General features: G+C 45.8%; 23 protein-coding genes. 20 read left to right on the top strand and 3 right to left on the bottom strand.

Annotated features, from left to right (window positions below; translation table 11 throughout):
* Positions 1-140: 140 nt before the first annotated feature.
* The 3 genes from Q0386_RS10100 to rpoD form a co-directional block, all read right to left on the bottom strand.
* Entirely contained in the window at positions 141-902 is a 762-nt protein-coding gene (locus Q0386_RS10100) for an ABC transporter substrate-binding protein (RefSeq protein ID WP_299030509.1), read from the bottom strand.
* Positions 903-1,125: 223 nt separating this feature from the next.
* Positions 1,126-1,827, bottom strand: a complete 702-nt coding sequence (locus Q0386_RS10095) for a hypothetical protein (RefSeq protein ID WP_299030507.1) — start codon at positions 1,825-1,827, stop codon at positions 1,126-1,128.
* 77 nt (positions 1,828-1,904) lie between these two features.
* Entirely contained in the window at positions 1,905-3,818 is a 1,914-nt protein-coding gene (gene rpoD, locus Q0386_RS10090) for an RNA polymerase sigma factor RpoD (RefSeq protein WP_299030514.1), read from the bottom strand.
* A gap of 269 nt (positions 3,819-4,087) precedes the next feature.
* Between rpoD and Q0386_RS10085 the strand changes: the two genes are divergently transcribed.
* The 20 genes from Q0386_RS10085 to Q0386_RS09990 all read left to right on the top strand — a co-directional run.
* Positions 4,088-4,900 carry a flagellar hook-basal body protein gene (locus Q0386_RS10085; protein WP_002948146.1) on the top strand — a complete coding sequence of 271 codons (813 nt, stop codon included), beginning with the start codon at positions 4,088-4,090 and terminating at the stop codon, positions 4,898-4,900.
* A 575-nt stretch (positions 4,901-5,475) separates the two neighbouring features.
* Positions 5,476-6,264 (top strand): flagellar basal-body rod protein FlgG, encoded by a 789-nt coding sequence (gene flgG / locus Q0386_RS10080; protein ID WP_002948143.1) that lies wholly within the window; start codon positions 5,476-5,478, stop codon positions 6,262-6,264.
* A 350-nt stretch (positions 6,265-6,614) separates the two neighbouring features.
* Positions 6,615-7,277, top strand: coding sequence for an AzlC family ABC transporter permease (locus Q0386_RS10075; protein ID WP_299030505.1), 663 nt, complete (start codon positions 6,615-6,617; stop codon positions 7,275-7,277).
* Entirely contained in the window at positions 7,274-7,609 is a 336-nt protein-coding gene (locus Q0386_RS10070; protein ID WP_367272408.1) for a branched-chain amino acid transporter permease, read from the top strand. The genes Q0386_RS10075 and Q0386_RS10070 overlap by 4 nt, the downstream gene beginning before the upstream one ends.
* A gap of 83 nt (positions 7,610-7,692) precedes the next feature.
* Positions 7,693-8,739 (top strand): type II asparaginase, encoded by a 1,047-nt coding sequence (locus Q0386_RS10065; RefSeq protein WP_299030503.1) that lies wholly within the window; start codon positions 7,693-7,695, stop codon positions 8,737-8,739.
* Positions 8,740-9,180: 441 nt separating this feature from the next.
* Positions 9,181-9,672 carry a YfbM family protein gene (locus Q0386_RS10060; protein ID WP_299030501.1) on the top strand — a complete coding sequence of 164 codons (492 nt, stop codon included), beginning with the start codon at positions 9,181-9,183 and terminating at the stop codon, positions 9,670-9,672.
* A gap of 333 nt (positions 9,673-10,005) precedes the next feature.
* Complete coding sequence (locus tag Q0386_RS10055) at positions 10,006-10,605, top strand: LysE family translocator (protein ID WP_299030498.1); 600 nt, start codon at positions 10,006-10,008, stop codon at positions 10,603-10,605.
* 91 nt (positions 10,606-10,696) lie between these two features.
* A complete protein-coding gene (locus Q0386_RS10050; protein WP_299030495.1) occupies positions 10,697-11,371 on the top strand; it encodes a response regulator transcription factor in 675 nt (224 codons plus the stop codon).
* Between the two features lie 17 nt (positions 11,372-11,388).
* Positions 11,389-12,246 (top strand): hypothetical protein, encoded by an 858-nt coding sequence (locus tag Q0386_RS10045; protein WP_299030492.1) that lies wholly within the window; start codon positions 11,389-11,391, stop codon positions 12,244-12,246.
* Positions 12,227-13,288: a sensor histidine kinase KdpD gene (locus tag Q0386_RS10040; RefSeq protein ID WP_299030489.1), complete on the top strand. Its 1,062-nt coding sequence runs from the start codon at positions 12,227-12,229 to the stop codon at positions 13,286-13,288. Before Q0386_RS10045 ends, Q0386_RS10040 begins: the two co-directional genes overlap by 20 nt.
* 604 nt (positions 13,289-13,892) lie before the next feature.
* On the top strand, positions 13,893-14,375 hold the full coding sequence (locus Q0386_RS10035) for a 3-isopropylmalate dehydratase small subunit (RefSeq protein ID WP_002952075.1): 483 nt from the start codon (positions 13,893-13,895) through the stop codon (positions 14,373-14,375).
* Between the two features lies 1 nt (position 14,376).
* On the top strand, positions 14,377-15,450 hold the full coding sequence (leuB, locus tag Q0386_RS10030) for a 3-isopropylmalate dehydrogenase (protein ID WP_299030486.1): 1,074 nt from the start codon (positions 14,377-14,379) through the stop codon (positions 15,448-15,450).
* 2 nt (positions 15,451-15,452) lie between these two features.
* Entirely contained in the window at positions 15,453-15,698 is a 246-nt protein-coding gene (locus Q0386_RS10025) for a hypothetical protein (RefSeq protein WP_299030483.1), read from the top strand.
* Entirely contained in the window at positions 15,695-16,216 is a 522-nt protein-coding gene (locus Q0386_RS10020; RefSeq protein WP_299030480.1) for a GlcNAc transferase, read from the top strand. Before Q0386_RS10025 ends, Q0386_RS10020 begins: the two co-directional genes overlap by 4 nt.
* Positions 16,182-17,318 carry a CCA tRNA nucleotidyltransferase gene (locus Q0386_RS10015; RefSeq protein WP_299030477.1) on the top strand — a complete coding sequence of 379 codons (1,137 nt, stop codon included), beginning with the start codon at positions 16,182-16,184 and terminating at the stop codon, positions 17,316-17,318. Before Q0386_RS10020 ends, Q0386_RS10015 begins: the two co-directional genes overlap by 35 nt.
* Before the next feature lie 196 nt (positions 17,319-17,514).
* Complete coding sequence (locus Q0386_RS10010; protein WP_299030474.1) at positions 17,515-17,994, top strand: tRNA (cytidine(34)-2'-O)-methyltransferase; 480 nt, start codon at positions 17,515-17,517, stop codon at positions 17,992-17,994.
* A complete protein-coding gene (locus Q0386_RS10005; RefSeq protein ID WP_299030471.1) occupies positions 17,991-19,328 on the top strand; it encodes an endonuclease/exonuclease/phosphatase family protein in 1,338 nt (445 codons plus the stop codon). Before Q0386_RS10010 ends, Q0386_RS10005 begins: the two co-directional genes overlap by 4 nt.
* A complete protein-coding gene (locus tag Q0386_RS10000; protein ID WP_299030468.1) occupies positions 19,315-19,443 on the top strand; it encodes a hypothetical protein in 129 nt (42 codons plus the stop codon). The genes Q0386_RS10005 and Q0386_RS10000 overlap by 14 nt, the downstream gene beginning before the upstream one ends.
* Positions 19,440-21,473 carry a glycine--tRNA ligase subunit beta gene (glyS, locus tag Q0386_RS09995; protein ID WP_299030465.1) on the top strand — a complete coding sequence of 678 codons (2,034 nt, stop codon included), beginning with the start codon at positions 19,440-19,442 and terminating at the stop codon, positions 21,471-21,473. The genes Q0386_RS10000 and glyS overlap by 4 nt, the downstream gene beginning before the upstream one ends.
* A 67-nt stretch (positions 21,474-21,540) precedes the next feature.
* A partial coding sequence (locus Q0386_RS09990) for a DUF262 domain-containing protein (RefSeq protein ID WP_299030463.1) occupies positions 21,541-22,170 on the top strand: 630 nt, incomplete at its 3' end.

Genomic DNA, 22,170 nt, shown 5'->3' with positions numbered 1-22,170 from the left:
GTAGGGCAGAATTTTGTGATTTTACGCAGAATTTTGCTAGTAAAAATTTTTGCCCTTTTCCTCTAGGCTCACAGGATACTGCCAGGTGCCAAGCGATACCGCAAATAAGAGCACCCAAAGCAGCAGCAGGGCGGAAAATTTCATTTATAGCTCGTGCGGTAGAATTTTTGATAAAATTCCTCTACTTTTTTGTTAAATTCCGCCTCGTCGAAGTGCTTCGGATAGAGCTTCATCGCTAGCCACCACTCGCCAAGCGCCATGGCTTCGGCAGTCGGATAGCTCCACGCTTTAGCGTATTCTGGCATCATATAAATTTTATCCTCTTTGACCGCGCTTAAATTTGCAAGCTGCGGGTTGGATTTGAGCTCGGCGGCCTCTTTTTCGCGGTTTGCGACCTTGCCAAGAAGCTCTATGCCGTCGTAAAAGCCCTCGGTGTAGGCCGCCTCGTCGTCTTTGAAGGTCGGATTTAGCTTGCTTTTATCGGCGGCGTCGCTGCGCTGGAAGCTAACTGCGACGACGGGGATTTTGAGCTCCGTCATTTTGTCGATGTATTCTTGCGGGATGTAGTTCGTGACGATCACGATGTCGGGCTTTAGCTTAAGCACCGCCTCGTAGTTGATGACCTTTAGATCGCCGGGGGTCGGCATATCTTTTAGGCTCGGCGCTAGGCGGACGTAGTTTTTGCCGAGCGATTTCTCCCACGACTCCTGTACGCCGACAACCTTATCTAGCGCGTTTAGCTCATTCAGCGCATTTAGGCTTTGGTGCTGAAGCACGACTATGCGCTTAACCTCATCAGGCAGCGTGACATCGCGGCCTAGTTGGTCGGTTATAACGCGGTCTGCAAAAAGCGAACTCGCGCACAGCGCAAGAGCTAGCGCGAAAGAGTGAGATTTGCTCATGTTTTTTCTTAAGTTTTTAAATTATATTTATTTACAGCCTTAAAATTAGTACTTCTAGTCCATAAATAAATAGTAGTATATTACAAGAACGGCGATAAAATTAGCATAAATTTACAGATTTTGTTTTGCAGGTAAATTTAGGAGGTGGCATTGGTGTATTTTTTGATAAATTTAGCGAAACGGCATGCGTGGTAGCTGCGATGAAATTTGAAATTTATAAATTTTAAGGCTGCGCAAGAATGATATTTTTGATCCTGACCCAAGCCGCTAGTTCGCAAAGCGGGATCAAAAGCGCTATCGTAAGCAGCGCATATGGAGTTACCGAACCTTTAAGTAGCGAAATATCGATAAACTGAAGCGCTGTGCACATAAAGGCTAAACCTGAGTAGATGTAGAAAGCACTGTTCTGCGTATCTTTGCCGAGCAGATAGTACGCAACGCCAAGCATAAACCAAAAGTAGATAGTTAGAATAGAGTCTGTGGTAAGAAATATCGTAAGGGCCGAGCCTTGTATATTTAAAAAATTATTTGCGACCGCTCCGATTACAGAATAAGCATTATCTACGAAAGAGCCTCCGATCTGCGCCGCGGCATACCCTACCGCACTAAAACCGACTTGACTTACCGAATACAATGCCATAGATAGCCATAAAATCGCTAGTAGCGCCGCCGTGACTAGTGCGGAGGAAGTTCTCGTAAAAAGTTTGCTTGCGGAGAGTTTGGAAATTTGTCTAGCGGCAAGAAGCCTAAAGACCATCGATGCGAGAAAGATAAGGCAAATAAAAAATACAGCGGTCAAAAATCCAGCCAGCGAGACACGGCTACAAAATTCGCACAAAGCCCAAATAGATATGTAGCCTCCGATTAGTAAAATATTAGAAGCTATGCCACGAAATTTTATCTCGGCCAGGGGTTTCTGATCCATCTTTGCGCCTTTGTATTTTCTTTAAATTTGGTAGTTGTTTTTATTTGCCGATCGGATATAAAAGAGGAGGGCTAAATTTAGCCCTCTATGTAGTTTTTGAGTTTTCTACCGACTTTCGGATGTTTTAGTTTTTTTATCGCAGAGCTTTCGATCTGGCGGACGCGCTCGCGGGTTACGTTTAGCTCCTTGCCTATCTCTTCTAGCGTGCGGTCGCTCTCGTCATCTAAAAGGCCAAATCTCATCCTGATGACGGCCTTTTCGCGCTCGTTTAGCTGATCTAGGACCTCGTCGATCTGCTCTTTGAGATCGTTTTTTAGGATGTGATCCATAGGGCTTAGAGAGCTTCTGTCCTCGACGAAATCTCCAAATTTACCGTCGTCTTCATTGCCGATAGGGGCTTCTAGACTGATAGGCTCTTTGGTTATTTTGATGACCTGTTTTATCTTGTCCGCGCTTAGTCCGACCTCGGCTGCGATTACGTTTATATCCGGCTCTTTGCCTTCTTCTTGTAGGTATTTTCGGTTGATTTTGTTGATACGGTTTATCGTTTCTATCATATGGATAGGGATACGTATTGTACGAGCTTGATCGGCGATAGCACGGCTAATAGCCTGACGTATCCACCACGTCGCATAGGTAGAAAATTTATACCCTTTTTTATATTCAAATTTATCGACCGCTTTCATTAGCCCGATGTTACCCTCTTGAATCAAGTCTAAAAACGGCAAACCGCGGTTTGTGTAGCGCTTGGCGATGCTTACGACTAGGCGTAAATTTGATTTTGCCATCCTGGCTTTTGCTTCGTCGGATATCTTTTTGCCGCGTTTGATCTGCTCTAAAATTTCCTTTAAAAGTATCGGATCGAGGTTGAATCCGCTCTTGCTCGCTTCCTTGGTCGCAAATAGCTTTTTGATCTCCACGTAGGTTGATACCATCGTAGCCTCGGGCACTCGCGCGATTATATCTTCTTTGCTGAGCTTGATGATATCTTTTAGGATCGACTTGTGATTTTTCTTTAGCTCGTCGCTAAACATAGGTAGCTTATACTCGAGTCTTTTTAGCTCTCTGTCAAATTCATCATCGCTCTTTAGCGCCGTTTCCATCGACTTTACGATCTCGGTTATGAGCTTGCTGGTAGGGCCTAGATCCATTAGCTTGTCTTTTAAAATTTTCTTTTTAAACGCAAGCGTTATCTTTGCTAAAAACTCATCATCAGTCTCTACTTCGTTTTGTTTATTTGCAGTTTTTAGCCACTCTTTTTTGGCCTTTTCGAGCGCTTTAAAACTCTCGATCACTTTTTCAGCTCGTTTGTCGTCTTTTTTATTGTGTTTTTTTGGCTTGGCTTCTTTCTCTTCGCCTTCCTCGACATCATCCTCGACTTCTTCGTTTTCTTCCTCTTCTTCGACCTCTTCGCTACCTTCCTCACCTTCGTCGTCAAAGCTTCTAAAAAGCTCTTTTACTCGGCGTTCGCGGTTAATGAGCGGCTCTTTGTAGTCAAGAATAAAATCGATAAGGTATGGTACCGAGCAAAACGCGTCGATGATGATATCTTCGCCAAGCTCGATTTTTTTGCTGATTTCTACTTCTTCCTCTTTGGTTAGTAGTGCGATTTGACCCATTTCGCGTAGGTACATACGCACGGGACTATCCGAGCGCGACCACTCGAGCAGATCGGTTTCGCTGGCGAGGTCAAATTCTTCCTCTAGATTGTCGTCGGCTAGTTTGGCTAGCTCCTCGCGGCGCTTTTTAGCATCTTCGATGTTGCGCATTTTTGCGATTTCAGCCGAGGTTATGAGCTGGACTTTATTTTCTTTTGCCAGCGACTCTATCTTTTTTGCTATCGCTGCGGTCGGCGCTTTGTCTAGGAATTTAACTAGTTTTTCGTAAGTGATATAGCCTTTGGCATTTTCTTTGAAAAGCTCTTCTATGAGCGACAATGTCTCTTTTTTTGCGGTACTCATTCGGGATTCCTTCTTTTTGTAGAAAACCAGGATTATACCCAAAATTCTTTAAACATTAATAAAAATACGATTATTCGGGCACTTTTAAGTAGGCTAAATTTACTGAAAATTTTATTAAATTTAATTTGGAACGAAAGTTGCTATTTAACGCTCAATAAAGCAAGCGGAAGTAGCTTGTGACGCAGACGAGGCGGATTTTTGCGAGGCGAGGGCGCGTATGTATGATACGTAACCGAAGCTGAGCAAAAAACCAACGAAGTATGCGTTTAAGATACGACGCGTAAGATAAGGAAAAGTAAATGAACAACGGCTACTACCAAGCAACCGGCGCCATGGTGACGCAGTTTAATCGCCTAGACGTCATCGCAAACAACCTTGCCAATATAAACACCATCGGCTTTAAACGCGACGACGTCGTAGTCGGGGACTTTGAGAGGATTTTTAAAGAGTACCGCGACGAGCTACCGATAGAAAATCACACCAAAGACGCGGCGAAATTTCTAAACAGAACTATCGATAGAGTGCCGCAAATTTCGGAGCAATACGTGGATTTTAGCCAGGGCGGGCTTAAATTTTCAAACAACGACCTTGACTTTGCGATGAAGCGCGAGGATCTGTTTTTCCTGGTCGAGGTGAAGCCCGGCGACGTGCGCCTAACCAAAAACGGCTCGTTTAATCTCGACGAGGACGGATTTTTGGTAACCAAAGAAGGCTATAAAGTGCTGCCGAGCGATTATTTTACGAATAATTTTCAAGGTATCCAAATCCCGCAGGGAGAGCGCTTCTCTGCTGATAAAAACGGCAATCTCTACTCAAACGAGGAGCCGCTAGCTAGGCTTTATATCGCGCAGCCAAAAGAGATACGAAATCTAACCAAAGAGGGCGATAATCTCTATGTTTTGCCGAATTTAAAGGAGCTTGAAGACGTGGGCGGCGAGATAGACGCGGTCGCGTGGAAATACACTCAAATCTCCAACGTAAACGCTGTGACCGAGATGGTCGGACTGATCGAGACGCAACGCTTTGTCGAGATGTATCAAAAGGTGATGACGTCGCATATGGACGATCTAAATCAGGAAGCCATAAGTAAGCTTGCTAACACGAAAGTCTAAATTTAGCGTTATCTCTTTGGCGTATTTGCGAGAGATTTAATTTTTACTCGCGGCGACAGGCTACGTGCCTAGTCTTGCTCGTAAAAATTTGCACGACTCGCAAATCCGCTCAAAGATATTTCCGCTAAGGTTTTTAAATTTTAATAAACACAAATCGCTATGCATTAAAACCCTGCCGCTAATATAAATTCAAAATACTTCCGCCAAAATATTTTCAAATTTTCACAAATTTGCAAATTTGGAACGCCTTTTGCTAAATAGCCAATAAATGCGAGAAATCGCGCCGAATTTGTAAAATTTGGATGCTCGCCTAATATAAAAAACGGACGGCGACGGTTTTATGCAAAAGCGTAAAATTTAAGACTGCAAATTTGGAATATTTTTTGCAAATTAAACAAATAAAGATAAGGCGCCCAAAGCTAAGCTAGTTGCTAAGCGGAAGCGATTTGCGGATTAGACGAGGCGGGTTTTATTTTGACGAGGGAGCATACTGGGCGTATGTGACTGAAGTTAAAATAAAACACAACGACGTATAAAACCAAAGCGCGACGCGCCTGTAGAAAGAGGAAAATGAAATGATGAGGTCTATTTACTCTGCCGCCACCGGCATGATCGCCCAACAAACCCAGATCGACGTTACGTCGCACAATATCGCAAATGTAAACACTATCGGCTATAAGAAAAACCGCGCCGAGTTTGCCGATCTGATGTATCAGGTCATGGAGTATGCGGGTACGGCAACCAGCGCCACGACGAAAAGCCCGACTGGTATCGAGGTTGGTCTAGGCGCGCGTCCGACGGCGATAACGAAGATATTTTCGCAAGGTTATTTTAAAGAAACGAGTAACAACCTCGATATGGTTATCGCTGGCAACGGCTTTTTCCAGGTGCAGCTTCCAGACGGAACGACGGCGTACACTAGAAACGGCGCCTTTAAGCTAGATAGCGAAGGCACGATCGTAAACTCCGACGGCTACGTGCTTCAGCCGCAGATGACTATCCCGGCTGATGCCACGCAGGTTTCAGTCGGCACTGACGGCACCGTCTCCGTGCTGCAGCCTGGCAACACCGAGATGACGCAGGTGGGCCGTATCGAGCTAGCAAATTTTATCAACCCAGCAGGCCTACACTCTATGGGCGACAACCTCTATCTACCGACGGGCTCTAGCGGCGAGGTCGTGGTTGGCACGGCCGGTCTTGACGGTCTGGGTACGATCAGGCAGGGATTTGTCGAGATGAGTAATGTCCAGCTGGTCGAAGAGATGACCGACCTCATCACTGGCCAGCGCGCGTATGAAGCCAACTCAAAGGCGATCACGACGAGCGACGATATGCTCTCTATCGTAAATAGCCTAAAGAGATAGCCTAAAGTAGGCTAAATTTGACGCCGCTCGGTCTTTCAAATTTACAAATTTGACTGACTAGGCGGCTTTTTAAATTTGCGGTAAAAAACGGCTAAATTTAGCTAAATTTTAGCCGTTTCGTAGCGGTTTTTGCTTGCAGTCATTGTTTATTTTATGATTTTTGGTTTGCCGATCGAGTATTTAAATCTAAGCCAAACATCAAGTGCGGACGGGTTAAATTTGATTATTTGGCGATTATTCTAAAAATCTGCTTATCGTCAGCCGATCCTTCAAATTTTACTCAAATTCCCGGTCTTTATCCTAAATTTTTAAATTTTTAGCTATCATCGCGCTTTTACTAAGGAAAATTTTTGCATTTTAGTTACGTTTTTAAGCTTAGCATTCCCATTTTTATGGGCTATTTTCCCCTTGGCGTCGCTTTTGGGATACTGGCTAAAAGCATGGGCGTTAGCGCATTTATCGCCATCGCTCTTAGCACGCTAGCATACGGCGGCGCGGCGCAGTTTATGATGCTCTCGCTTTTTAGCGCGGGCACGGGACTTTTGGAGGTTTTTATCGTGAGCTACCTTGTAAATTTACGCCATACTTTTTACGGACTCGCGCTTTTAAAAGAGTACAAAGATCTCAAATTTCGCCTTTTTAATATCGCAACTCTCACGGACGAAACCTTTGCGATATTTAAGGCGCTTAATATCTCGGACGCGGTGGAGCGTAGCTATGTTTTTACTCGGCTAAATTTGCTCTCGTGGCTCTACTGGGCGGCGGGAACGGCGGTCGGATGTTTAGCCGGCGGGCTGATAAAGGTCGATATGAGCGGGCTTGAGTTTAGCCTAACCGCACTTTTTATCGTGATCGTGATGGAGATGTTTAAAAACGATAAAAATTATAAAGTGCTGGGCGCGGCGTGCTTGTTTGGAGTCGCCGGCGTAGCGCTCATGCCTGCTAAAGCGATGCTGGTAGGCTCGATGGCGCTTTGCTTTATTTTTATTTTAGTTTTTAAGGATAAGCTTTGATAAGCGTGAGTTCAAGCGAGTGGGCGATATTCGCCGCCGTTTTGCTAAGCGCGTTTGCGACCTTTTTGACGCGCGCCGCGCCGTTTTACGTTATCAAAAACTATAAGCCGCGTCCGTGGCTAACGGCTGTGGAGCGACACATGGGGCTGATGATAATGGTCGTCTTGGTGTGCTACGGACTAAAGGACATCAAATTTGACGTTTATCCATACGGACTAAACGAAGCGGCAGCCGTTTTTAGCGCGGTTTTGATTCATCTAAAATTTAAAAATACCCTGCTTAGTATCGCGGCTTCTACGGCGATATATATGACGCTTATTAGGATTATTTAACTGAAAATAAAAATTAAGAATTAATAATAAATTTAAGCAATAAACGCTAAAATCCTCGTAACATCTCAATACAAGGAGCAAACATGCGTTTTGCAGTAAAGGCGGTGATTTTCATGCTTTTAGGAGCGACTTTGGCTTTTGCGAAGCCTACTATTTACATTTTGGCAACTGGCGGCACGATAGCCGGCAGCGGCTCGGGGGCTCTTGATACGAGCTATACCTCAGGAACCGTTACGGTCGATAAACTGATCGCTGCGGTACCTGATATCAACAAGATAGCAACCATCAAAGGCGAGCAGATCTCAAACATCGGCTCTCAAGAGATGAACAATGAAGTTTGGTTTAAGCTAGCAAACAGAGTAAACGAACTGCTAACTAGCGGCAAGGCCGACGGCGTAGTCATCACGCACGGAACTGATACGATGGAGGAGACTGCGTATTTTCTAAATTTAGTCGTAAAAAGCGATAAACCTATCGTAATGGTGGGCGCTATGAGAAACAGCGGCTCGCTAAGCGCGGACGGCCCCCTAAATATCTTTAACGCCGTAAACGTCGCGATGAATAAAGAAGCGGCAGGCAAGGGCGTAATGGTAGTGATGAACGACGAGATCCACGCGGCTCGAGAGGTAACTAAAAGCAATACTACTGCAGTTGATACCTTTAAATCTCCAAACAGCGGCAAGATCGGCACGGTGTTTTACGGCAACGTCAAATTTTATATGAATCCGCTTCGCAAACACACCGTAAATTCGGCATTTGACATCACAAAGATCAAAGAGCTTCCAAGAGCCGATATCATCTATAGCCACGCAAACGACAACCCGGATTTTATAAATTTAGCCGTCAAAAACGGAGCTAAAGGCATCATAAACGCCGGCATGGGTAACGGAAATCCATTCCCAAGCGCGCTTGAGGCTCTAGGCGAAGCGGTTAAAGCCGGCGTAGTAGTCGTGCGAGGCTCACGCGTAGGTAGCGGCGAGACCACGCTAAACGGTGAGGTAGACGACGGTAAATACGGCTTTTTGGCTAGCGACAACCTAAATGCGCAAAAAGCTAGAGTGCTTTTGATGCTTGCGCTTACGCAAACTACGGATAAGGCTAAGATTCAGGAGTTGTTTTTAACTCACTAAAATTTGAGTTTGAGCGGATATCTCGTGAGCGCTTTTAAATGAGCTTTAATTTTTCTCAACCTGTAGCCTATATGGCTAGTCTCAATCGAAAAATTATGCACAACATTTAAAATCATCTCACGATATATCCGCCTTATTTTATATCGAGGCAAGGTTGTTCAAAACGGGCAACTTGCCATCTCATTCGCAAAGCAAAATCCACCTCGCTTAGTCGCGATACTTTCGCTTTGTTTTCTATTACGGCGGATTTGCTAAATTTAAGGTCCGCCGTCTCTTTTATAAATTTCCTTTTTTGGCGGCTTTTACTGTTATGAATTTATCTTAAATTTGCGTTTAAATTTACCGCGCTAGGTGGCGGAAATCGGGCGAAAAACGGTGATTGCAAGCGTAAATTTTATCTTTCGTTGGGTATAATCGATTATTTTAATTTAAGGAGCAAAAATGGGAATGAGCGCGCACTATTACGCCTATGCGCAAGACGTTATCGAGGCGATCAAAAACGGCGGCGACAGCGACGCGCTGGACGAATACGACCTAGATAAAATGTGGGACGCGATGCATAAAACGCTAACTGGCAAAAATATGTTTGAAGCGATGAGTGCGGGCGAGATTTTCGCGACGCCAAATCCGCTTAGCTGGGCGATTTTTGGACGTGGCATGGCTGGCGAGGAGGGGAGCGAGGCGGTATCTTACGTGGACGCAGATGACGTAAAAGACGTAGCTAAAGCGATGTCTGATACCGATATCGACGCGCTTTTGGCAAACGTAAATTTCGCAGAATTTGGCGCGGCTGGCACCTATCCCGAGATATGGGAGTACGAGAGCGAATTTGAGGATATCAAAGCCGAGCTAAAAGAGCGTTTTAACGAGCTTTTGAGCTTTTATCAAAATGCCGCCGATAACGGACTTGGCGTGCTGATCGTAATAGCGTAAATTTTGCGGCAAATCCCGCTAAGCGCTTGGCGACGATGGAGCCGCTTTTGGGATAATTTTAAACCCGTATCTATAAAGTTAAATTTGCGGAGTGTAAATTTACGAAGCTATTTGCTAAATTTACGCTCTGCGCCTCAAAAAACGCAAGCAAAAGCCGCCGCTAAATCCGCTAAATTTACGCGCCCGCGCATAACAAAGCAAATTTCCGCCTCGACCCAAAAACAAAAACGACGACTGAAGTAAATTTTGCTAAATTTCCACCGTTTGGCCGCCGTTTTTTATCTTAAATTTATAAAATTTGATTTACTATTTCCTCAAAATTTAAGGCGCTTTATGAACTACCTGCTTTTTATCGTCACATTTTTCCCTATCAGCCTGATGCCCGGTATCAACATGACCTACGCGATGAGTATCGGCATGAGCCTAGGCTACGTGCGCGCGCTACCGATGATGGCAGGGCAGCTCACATCTTTAGCATTCGTGGGGATTTGCTGTATGCTCGGTGTTGGCGCAGTTTTGGCGCATTACGGCTTCGCGTTTAAGGTTTTAAACATCATAGCAGGCCTTTATCTGCTATATCTGGGTGCTATGCTGTTTTTTAGCAAGGGGCAGCTTAGTATCACGAAGGTTTCGCAGCTACCAAGCAAAAAGCAGATGTTTTTAAACGGCGCCGTGGTCTGCATCTCAAATCCTAAGGCGTGGATTTTTCTTTCTGCTTTGTTACCGACTTTTTTGGACGCGAACGATCCTTTTAGCCTGCCGCGCATACTTTCTATCACGGTTACGCTCGTTTTTATTGAGTTTTGCTCGCTAAGCATCTATGCTCTTGGCGGAGCGATACTAAAGAAATTTTTGCAAACCCACCTGCGACTTTTGGAGATTTTTACCGCCGCCATCATCTGCGTCATCGGCATTTTTATGATGCTTCGCTAAATTTACCCGCCCATTTCTAGTTAAATTTGATAAAATAGGACAAAATTTATCGTCTTGCCCGTTAAATTTGGGGCAAATTTAAGGAAAGCAAATGTTTAAAATTTTAGTCGCCGAGGATGATGAAAATTTAAATAAAATAATCTGCCTAAAGCTCGCGCAGGAGGGCTTTTCTCTGCTTGCGGCTTTTGACGGAGAGCAGGCTATAAAGCTGCTAGAGAGCGAGCGCGCCGATCTTGTCGTCACCGATATCATGATGCCAGGTCTTAGCGGATATGAGCTAACTAAGCAAATCAAGCTGCTAGACGAGTCGCTGCCGGTGCTGATGATAACGGCAAAAAGCGGCATGGAGGGCATGGAGAAGGGCTTTGTCACGGGGGCGGACGACTACATGAGCAAGCCTTTAAATTTAAAGGAGTTGATTTTACGCATAAACGCGCTTTTGCGCCGAGCCAAGATCGCTAGCGGCAAACGGCTGAGGTTTAAAAACTCCGAGCTCGACTATACGGCTCTTAGCCTAAAAATCGGCGGCGAGGCCGTGGAGCTCGCACCAAAAGAGTTTTATTTGCTCTTTTTACTGCTCTCAAATCCTGGCAAAATTTTCACTCGTCTTGAAATCATGCAAGAAATCTGGGGCTACGACACGGACAGCGACGAGCGCGCGGTCGATACGCACGTAAAAAAACTACGCCGCAAGCTAGAAAACTGCACGGACTTTGAGATAGCTACGGTGCGCGGCATCGGCTATAAGGGTGAAATTTACGAGTGAGGGGCGGGGGAGATAAAGTGAAAATTTTAAAAGCTATTTTCGCGGCGGCATCGGCGGTTTGCTATCTAAACTCGGCCGTTTTACCGCAAAGCGATTGGAACAAAAGAGAGCTAAAAGGCGAGGTCAAAAGCATGACGGCTACGGAGTATGAATACTCTATAGACAGCCCCGGCGCGCTAGAAAATACGCGCGTAAAGCGAACGGAGTTTAACGAAAACGGCTATATACTGCAAGAAACCGAGCATATAAACGGCGTGCCAAACGGCTCGGTTTTGTTTGAATACGGCAAAGACGGGCTAATCCGCAAAAAATATCAAGATAGCGCCGTTTATCTCTACGAATACGAATTTGACGGCGAAAATTTAGTCGCGACGGCCAAAGAACAGCATGTGGGGGATAAATTTTATCCGCGCACGGAGAAAATTACCTACGGCAAGGATGGTAAGATGATCGCTAGGACGGTGTATTCTGGCGGGACGCTAGTGACGGACGATAGCTACGTCTACGACGAAAAGGGCGTTTTAACGCGGATAGAAAATAATATGGAGCCTCGCAACGGTATAGAGATAAATTACGAACACAAGCCAAACGGCGAATATGAAAAAATCACGCAAGCCCCGAACTCAAAATGGGTTTATTACTACGCCGCAAACGGCGACGAGATGGAGTATACGTCGGTAAATTACTTCGGCTCTGAGGCAAAAATAGGGCAAATCTTGCAGTTTAAGGATATAAGCAGGGACGAGCGGGGAAATTTGACGCGTAAAACCTCGGTCAAATTTAAGCCCGCGGACAAATACTATGAAAACGGCGATATAAAAGAGATCGGTCTATATAAAAAAACGGAAATAAAATATGAATACTACGCAAAATAAGAAAAAATACCTAATCAGCCTAAAAACCTACACGGCGGCGATGTTTATCTTCGTCTTTTGCGTGCTTTGCGTCGCGGCGTCGGCGGCGATACTGGCTTACGAGCGGATATTTGAGATAAAGCTTGGGATGTTTTGGGGCATTATTAGCTTTTGCGCGATCGTGATGGGCGCGGGCGGAGCGATATTTTATGCCGTAACGGCGTATTTTTTAAGATACGTCGAGAGCTTTAGGCAAGCGGCGGGAAAGATCGCTAGAGGCGACTTTGCCGTTAGGGTCGCGCGCAAAAACTGCAAGCGCGGCGCAGATAGCGAATACCTTCACGAGCTGGACGAACTGGCGGCAAATATAAATTTGACCGCGTCGGCGCTGGAAAAAATGGACTACATGCAAAAGGACTTCGTCTCAAACGTCTCGCACGAGCTAAAAACGCCTCTAAGCGTCATCAGCGGCTACTGCGAGATCGCTCAGGACGAGACGGACGAGACGCGCAGAAACGAGTATCTAGACCTCATAAAAGAGCAGGCAAACTCGCTAAGCAGGCTGTGCGAGGATATGCTGCTGCTCTCGCGGCTAGATAGCCAGGCGGGCGTAAATTTAGACGAAAACGTGCGAGTAGACGAGCAGCTACGAAAGGCTGCGGCGATGCTGATGCAAAAGTACGATGGGCGGGAGTTTGATCTGGATCTAGTCGCCGTAACTGTGCGGAGCAACGCCTCGATGTTAGCGCAAATTTGGATAAATTTGATGGATAACGCGCTGAAATATTCAGCCGCCGATATCGGCGTGAGCTGCCGCGAAGAGAGCGGTCGGCTCACCGTGCGCATTAGCGACGAAGGGGCGGGTATCGAGGCAAAAAAGCTAGAAAAAATCTACGATAAATTTTATCAATGCGAGGAGTCGCACAAGGGTAAAGGTAGCGGCCTGGGGCTATCTATCGTACGGCGCATCGTTCATCTTTTAGGCGGGGAGATAAGCTTTGAGAGCGAGCCTGGACGCGGCACGACCGTGAGCGTAATGATCCCAAGCGCGCGTAAAATTTGAGGTAAAATGCGGCTAAATTTGAGAAAATTTGTGCTTTTGCGGCGGGTAAATTTGACTCTCAGGCTCGGCTGATTTCGCGGCAAATTTTACTTGTGGGCGCGAAATTTGACGGAATAAGCGTAAATCTCAAGCGAAATTTTAAAAAGTCATACAAAGGACACATTGAGGACACAAAAGGTCATTATAATTTTCCAAAAATAAAGGAGAAAAAGATGAAAGATTCTGCAGTAACTCACGTAACTATGGCTATCGGAGCCGTACTTTGGGGCTGTCTAACGGCAGCGGTGGTTTTGTTTTAACGATTAACGCAAAGAAACGTAAAAACAAAAATCTACGGACGAGTATCCTAGCAAGCGGCTCGCAAGCACGGCGATAGCTCGTCCAATCTCTAAATTAAATTTAGCCGCAGTCTCCGCATCAAAAAACTCAGCTAGTTTTCGTCTCGTCACGCTTGTTTTTGTACTAAATTTGAAATTTGACTCGCGAGCCGAACCGTTTAAATTTAACCTCAAATTTGCCCGCACCAACCGCTACCCTGCGCACTTTGATTGTTTATTTAGCTTCTTTTGGATAAAATCGCCCAAATTTAATCTTAAGGCGAATCATGAAACAAGCAAAAGTCTGGAAATTCGGCGACAATATCGACACCGACATCATCATAGCCGCGCGCTATCTCAACACATCCGACGAAAAAATCTTGGCCACTCACATCATGGAGGACGCAGACCCCGAGTTTAGTAAAAAAATCTCTGCGGGCGATGTCATCGTAGCTGGCGAAAATTTTGGTTGCGGCAGCTCGCGCGAGCACGCTCCTTTGGCGCTTAAGGCTGCAGGCATCGGCGCTGTGATAGCTAAGAGCTTTGCTAGGATTTTTTATAGAAACAGCTTTAACACTGGGCTTTTGATACTAGAAATCAAAGAAACCGACGAGATAAACGCGGGCGACGAGCTAAAAATCGACGTGGATAACGGCGCGGTCGTAAATTTGACGAGTGGCAAAGAGTATAAATTTAGCCCGATACCGCCGTTTATGCAAGAGCTTTTAAAAAGCGGCGGCCTCATAGAATACGCAAAAACAAGGATATAAAATGGCTAAAATTTATAACATAGCGGTGATAAAAGGCGACGGCATCGGTCCTGAGATAGTGGATGAGGCGATAAAGGCGCTAGATGCGGCTAGTGCGGAGTTTGGTTTCGAGCTTAGCTATAACTATTACCTGATGGGCGGTGCCGCAATCGACGTGTTTGGCGAGCCTTTGCCTAGCGAGACGCTAAACGGCGCGCTAAACTCGGATGCGGTGCTTTTTGGTGCTATAGGCGGGCCTAAATGGGACGGCTTGCCGCGTCATCTGCGCCCTGAAAGCGGGCTTTTAAAGCTGCGAAAAGAGCTTGGCGCGTACGCGAATTTGCGCCCTGCGATGATATTTGACGAGCTAGTAGACGCTAGTACGCTAAAGCCGTCAGTCCTTCAGGGCGTCGATTTTATCGTGGTTAGAGAGCTAACGGGCGGGATATACTTCGGTCAGCCGCGCGAGAAAAAAGAAAACAGCGCCTACAACACGATGACCTACACGAGCGAGGAGATCGAGCGTATCGCAAAGGTCGGATTTGAAACCGCGATGAAGCGCAAAAAACGCGTCTGCATGGTCGATAAAGCAAACGTGCTAGAGACCAGCCAGCTGTGGCGCGAGGTCACGAGCGAGGTCGCAAAGAGTTATCCGGAGGTAAATTTGGAGTTTATGTATGTCGATAACGCGGCGATGCAGCTGGTGCGCGCGCCTAGTAAATTTGACGTGATTTTGACGGAAAATCTCTTCGGCGATATCTTAAGCGACGAGGCTAGCATGGTGTGTGGCTCGATAGGGCTCCTGCCAAGCGCCAGCATCGGGGGCAAGGTAGGCATCTATGAGCCTATCCACGGCAGCGCGCCTGATATCGCGGGGCAGGGCATCGCAAACCCGGTCGCTACGATACTGAGCGCTGCGATGATGCTTAGGTATTCATTTGGCGAAAATGAGGCTGCAAAAGCTATCGAAAACGCCGTAAAAGCAGCGCTCGCACAAGGATATAGGACGAAGGATATAGCGCAATTTGACGCTAAAGAAATTTGCACTACGAGCGAAATGGGCAGTATCGTAGCCTCGCTCGTAAAAAAAGCGTAAAGATGAAAGATACGATCACCGAAGCCCTAATCTACGAGGCTCAAGGGCTAAAAGACGACGCGCTGATAGTTTATAAAAACATCCTAAAGCGCGAGCCGACAAACGCCGCCGCGATCGCCGCGATAAGACGTCTAAGCGGCCTTAGCAGGAAAAAAACGGGCGTAAACGATCAGATGAAAGATTTTTTCATCAAAATGAAAACCGACGAAGAAATAACCGAATTTAAAAGGTGGCTGATAAAACTATGAAACTAGAAGAAATAGCAAAAATGGCGATAGACGAGGTGGCGATGGAGCTAGAGCGAATGGACGCCGCGCGCGAAAAACAGGACGTATCGCAAGAGACAAACGAAACTAAAGACGGGATAAATTTAACAAATACGCCTGCATCAAGCGGCGACGTAAATTTAACCAACGCCGCGGGCCTTGCGAATTTAGTCGGCGAGATAAGCGTAGCGGACGAGGCTAGCGAGTTTGAGGCGGCTTTAGATAGTGTGGCAAATTCGCAAAACGTCTCGGCCGAATTTGACGGTGTCCGGGACTCCGCCGCGACCGCCGCGCCGCAAAAAGCCTTTGAGGTGGAGGTTGCAAATTTTACGGGCGAGGAGATATTTCTAAAAAACCTAAAAGAGCGCGTTTTGGTGCTTTTTGAGGGACTAAACGCGACCAGCGAGGAAAACCTAAAAGACAGGCTCTCGCTCACGCTTAAATTTTTAGAATTCGTGCTAGCAAATGTCGAAAATCGGCTCGAAAATCTGCAAAAATAAAAATCTAAAATGGCTGCGAGATTTTCTAGCACCCCACACCAAGCGCGCGTATATCGTGGGCGGCTGCGTTCGCGACGCGATGCTCGGTAAAAAGATCTCCGACTTCGATGTTGAAATTTACGGCATCGACCCTGCCAAATTTGACGCACTGATGGCGCAAATCGGCGCTTGCGGCGTGGGCAAAAACTACTTCGTTTATAAATTTAAAAATTTCGACCTTTCTTTGCCGCGAACCGAAAACAAAACGGGCGAGGGGCATAAAGCATTTGAGGTCGCCTATGCGGACGACGAGCGCGCGGCGTCTTTGCGCCGAGACTTTACCGTAAATGCGATGATGATAAATATCTTTGACGGTTTGTTTTTGGACTTTTACGGTGGAGAGAGTGACCTAAAGCGCGGTATCTTGCGTCATATCGACGATGAAAAATTCGCCGAAGATAGCCTGCGGGTGCTGCGGGCGGTGCAGTTTAGCGCGCGGCTAAATTTCCGTATTACGCGCGAGAGTTTGGGGCTGATGAAACGCCTAAGTATCTCAGATCTTAGCCGCGAGCGCATAAACGGCGAGCTAATGAAGCTTTTTGGCGCCAAATTTCAAGAGGTTGGCTTTTTGTATCTTTATAAACTAGGTCTTCTTGGTAAAATTTTCGGGTTAAATTTGAGCCGAGCCGAGGCGGAAAAATTTGCCACAAAACTAAAAAGCGCGGTCAAATTTCTGCCCAAACAAAACGGCAAAAAAGACGAGCGCGAGTTTTTGTATCTTTTAAACGGCTATTTCGGCATTAAAAATTTTTACGACTTAGGACTTCCTAAAAGCTTTGAAGCCTGCATCAAAGAGCCGTTTTTTGTGTGTCGTCCGAGCGATAAAGACTTGCTAAAAATCGCCCTTGATAAACCGCTAAAAAGCTGGCTGGGGCTCAACTCACCAAGCCTCATAAAAAGAGCCAAAAATTTAGGCGTTTATGAGGCTAAATTTGAGCCCGCTATTGATACGGTGGAGATTTTAAAATTGGGCTTTAAAGGCGCTGCAATAGGCGCTGAGATAAGGCGCAGGCAGGATCTAGCGATAGATAAATTTTTAAACGAAAAGTCAAGCCGCGCTTAAAAATTAACCTAGTTAAAAGCGCAAATTAGCTAAAATTAAGCCCTATTTTAAAGAGGCGAAAGTGGAAAAAACTTCAAATATAAATTTTCAAAATAAAGATATTCTTTTTAATATAAGTTTTGCAAAAAGCCTAAATTTGAGCGACTCGACAAGTACTTTTGTGGCTTTTAAAACGCAAGCCAAGGCGGCTTTGTAAATGTTCAACATCGTCCTCGTTCATCCTCAAATCCCCCAAAATACGGGCTCGATCGGACGCATGTGCGTAAATGCAAACCTTAAGCTTCATATAATCAAACCGACCGTTTTTGACATCAGCGAAAAGGCCGTTAGGCGCGCGGGACTTGATTATTGGGCGCGGCTAAATCCCGTGATTTGGGAGAGTTTGGATGAGTTTTTGCACGCAAACGCCGCTTACGAGGATAGATTTTTTTACGCGACGACGAAGGCGCATAAATTTTACTTTGAAGCGGAGTTTAAAAAGGGAGATTTTTTGTTTTTCGGCGGCGAAAGCACGGGCCTGCCTATGGAGCTGATGGAGCGAAATTTCGCAAACGCGATCAAAATCCCGATGGGCGAGCATGGCAGAAGCTTAAATTTAGCCACGAGCGTGGGCATCGTCGCCTATGAGGCCATCAGACAAAATTTCGCCCAGTCAGGCTTTGGAAGCGCTATATGAAATTTGCGGCAAATAGGCTTTTTGCGGTCGTTTTTTCGGCTCTGTTTTTTGCTGTTTTTGCGGCGGGCGCCGAGCTAAAGATCGCTACGTTTAACGCGCAAAATTTATTTGATGCGAAAAACGACGGCAGCGAGTATAAGGATTTCGTCGTCGGCAAATCGGAGTGGAGTGAGAAAAAAGCGAGCGCCAAATTTAAAGCCGTAAGCGTAAAGATAAAAGATCTAAATGCTGATATCATCGCGCTTCAAGAGATTGAAAACGAGCAAATTTTAAAAGAGCTGATGAGGGAGGTGGGTTATAAATATTTTGCATTTTCTAAAGGCAAAAACGGCCCCGTGGGCCTAGCCGTGCTGTCTCGCGTAAAGCCTGGAAAAACGCAGATCTTTAGCGTGCCAAACGTAAAAACAAGAGATATTTTAAAGCTTGATTTTGAAGTGGAGGGACAAAAATTTAGTCTCTTAAATTTGCATTTTCCTGCTAGAAAGAATCCTCTAAAGCAGCGAAAAACTGCCTTTATCACGCTAAAATCGGCTCTTGCGGATACCCAAAAGGTCGTGGTTTTGGGCGATTTTAACACGCCTTACGGAGATAAAGAGCTGCTGGGCGATTTTGAAACTAGTAAAAATTTGGCTAATCTCTGGGCGTTTTTGCCAAAGCACGAGCGCTATTCGCATACGAGTCTAAACGCGCTCGATCACGTCCTGCTCTCAAAGGACGCGCTTAGTCAAAACTACGTTTTAAATAGCTTTAAGGTTGAGCGAGACGGGGTGCAAATTTCGGATCACTTCGCTCTGGTTTTTAGGCTAAATTTTGATAAAAATGCCAAAAATACGCTGCAAAATATCGCCGAAGCGCGGGTTGGCGAGCTATCAAAGAAGTCAAATTTGCCCGTTTTGCTAAAACGCGCTACGGTCGTGCAAAAAGATAAAAAAGGCTTTACGCTAGCGCAAGATAAGCGCGGTATATATGTGTACGAGCCAAAAAACGACGCAAAGCCCGGTCAAGTCATGGACGTAGCGGTAAACCGCCTAGACGAGTTTAAGGGAAATCTTGAGATTAGCTCGCATTACGCTGTAAAAATTTATGACGAAACGCAAGACCCGCATGAGCAGATGCTGGAAGCCAAAAACCTAAAACAAGCGCGCGCGGGCGACGTGTTTAGCCGTATCGGCGGCGAAGTGCGAAACGGCAGGCTTTATACGCCGTACGGAGATATCAAAATTTACGGCGCAAAGGGCAAGCCGCGCAACGAAAAAGAGGCGGTTTTTACGTCCGTTCGCGTAGTGAATTATAAAAACGAACCTCAAATTTGGATAGAAAATGAGAATAATTGACGCGTTGGTGCTGGGCGCATTCGTGCTTTTTACGATATTTTTGATGCGCGGATTCGTTACGCAGACGCTTGATAGAAGTAAAAGAAGACAAAATTTAAAAAAGGATAAAAAATGAGCGAAACAAAAGAACTGATCGTGGAGATCGGCGTCGAGGAGCTGCCGGCGATCCCGTTTTTAAAAGAGTGTGGCAACGTCGCGGCGAAGTGGCGTGAGACGCTAGCGCAAAACGGCCTAGATAGCGAGTGCGAGTTTTATTACACGCCGCGCAGGATCGCGTTTTACCACCCGAAATTTGCGGTGCGTCAGGAGGACGGATTTAGCGAGTTTATCGGTGCGCCCAGGCAAGTCGCGCAAAAAGACGGCGCATGGACGCCGGCTGCGCTAAGCTTTGCTAAAAAATGCGGCATCGAGGAGTCCGAGCTTGAATTTGAAACAGTCAGCGGCAAAGAGGTGCTCTACTATAAAAAGCCGGTTGCCGGCAAACCAAGCTCTGAGCTTCTGGGCGATATGATCGAGAAGTTTTTGCTCGGCTTAAATTTTGGCAAATCTATGCGCTGGGGCGAGGGTAAATTTGAGTTTATCCGTCCGATTCGCTCGTTCTTGTGTTTGCTTGGAGACGAGGTCGTTAAATTTAACAAATTTGACGTGGAAAGCGGCGACAGTATTTTCATGCACAGAAGCGTTAGTTATGATAAATTTGCCGTCAAAAACGCGAAAGATTATTTTGCCGCGATGCCTAAAATCGGCGTAATCCTCGATCAAAACGCGCGCCGAGAGAAAATTTTGAGCGAATTTAAACAAATCGAAGCCAAAAACGGCGTAACGGTCGAGGTGGACGAGGCACTGCTAGACGAGGTCGTAGCGATCACCGAGCATCCGACCGCGCTGCTGGGTGGATTTGAGCGGGAGTTTTTGGAGGTACCTAGCGAGGTCATCATCACTTCGATGAAGGAAAATCAGAGGTATTTTCCCGTTTTTGAGGGCGGCAAGCTCGCTAATCGCTTCGTGGTCGTCAGCAATGCCATCTCGCCAGAGCCCGCGCTCATCGTGAAAGGCAACGAAAAGGTTTTGCGCGCGAGACTTAGCGACGCGATGTTTTTCTGGCGCAGCGATCTGGCGCATGAGTTTGGCCCCGAAAAGCTAAAAAACATCACCTATCTAAAAGAGCTTGGCAGCACATTTGATAAGAGCGTGCGCGAGCTGGGCGTCGCAAAGCGGCTGGCTAAAATCTGCGCCGATCGTCTAAAAGCGTGCGCGGGAGAGGGCTACGAGGAGCTGCTGGAGCGCGCCGTGATGCTGAGCAAGGCTGATCTAACCACGCAGATGGTGTATGAGTTTACCGAGCTTCAAGGCGTGATGGGCGGCTACTACGCGGCGGCTAAGGGCGAAAACGAAAACGTCGTAACCGCGATCAAGGAGCAGTACCTGCCAAGCGGCGAGGCCAGCGCGCTACCTAGCACCATCTTTAGCTCCGTCGTCGCGCTCGCGATCAAGCTCGAGACGCTAATAGGGCTCTTTAGCGCGGGCAAGATCCCAAGCGGCAACAAGGACCCGTATGCGCTGCGCCGCGCGGCTAACGGCGTCATCAAGATAATCCAAAACGAAAATCTAAACCTTGATATCGCGGCGTTTTTGCGCGAGACGGCGGAGGGGTATGCGAAATTTGACGTTGAAGCGCTGATAGGGTTTATATTTGACAGGCTTTATACCTTCTTTGATGTGAACCCGTCCGTCGTAAAGGCCTGCCTAGCTAGCAAAAAGGGTGACGTGCTCGCGCAGTGCGAGGCGATCGAGGCTCTGGGCGCTATCTGCGCGGCCGATGACTTTAGGCAAAATTTCAGCACGTTTAAGCGCCTTGCCAACATCATTAAGGACGAAAATTTCGGCTCGGTCGATGAAGCTAAATTTGAAAACGAGAGCGAGAAAAAGCTAAATAATGCGTTTAAGACCGCGGTAAAAGCCGGTGGCTCATACAGCGAACGCCTAAAAAATCTTTTCGGTCTAAAAGCTGCGATAGACGAGTTTTTTGACAACGTAATGATAAATGCCGAGGACGAGCTCGTGCGTAAAAACCGCCTTGCGCTTGTTGGGCAAATTTACGCGGAATTTCTTAAGATCGCCGATATAAAAGAGATAAGCTTGTAGAGTTAATAAAAGTCTATATGGATGTAAATATATAAAAGTATTTTTATTTTTTAAGAAAGGTATCAGCATGGAAAATAAAGTTTACTATGGAGAATATTCTCTAAAACATTGGATTGATTTGATTTTAAAACAGGATATAGAACTTCCGCTATATCAACGTTATTTTGTTTGGGAGGATACTCAAGCAAAGACATTGATCGAGGCTTTTAGAGAAAAACAGTTTATTCCATCTATTACAATAGGTTATCACAATGGCAAGAATATTATTATAGACGGACAACAAAGATTAACTAGTATATTGCTGTCGTATTTGGGTATTTTTCCAGACAGGGAGAAAAATACTAAAAATAATAGCGATGAAATGTTTGCCGACGATAATGATGACAATATGGATAATGATGAAAATAATATGATGGAGTGGAGATTTGATAGGTTAACTAAAAAAGGAAGAAGTAAGGAGGAAATACTTGAAAATATAAAAGATGATTGTTATAATTCTTTGAAGATAGAAGAAATTAATGAAGATTTTTGGAAAGATAATTTTTTGGGTTTTTCTTATATAGTACCAAATGGAACTAATGAAAACGAAGTAACAAAATTCTATTCAGCTCTTTTTAAAAATATTAACATACAAGGCACATCTTTAACTCCTCAGGAAAGTAGGGAGGCATTATATTATATAAACAAGGATTATAAA

The sequence above is a fragment of the uncultured Campylobacter sp. genome, assembly GCF_938045625.1.
Taxonomy (GTDB): domain Bacteria; phylum Campylobacterota; class Campylobacteria; order Campylobacterales; family Campylobacteraceae; genus Campylobacter_A.
This window is presented reverse-complemented; position numbering and strand designations above follow the sequence as displayed.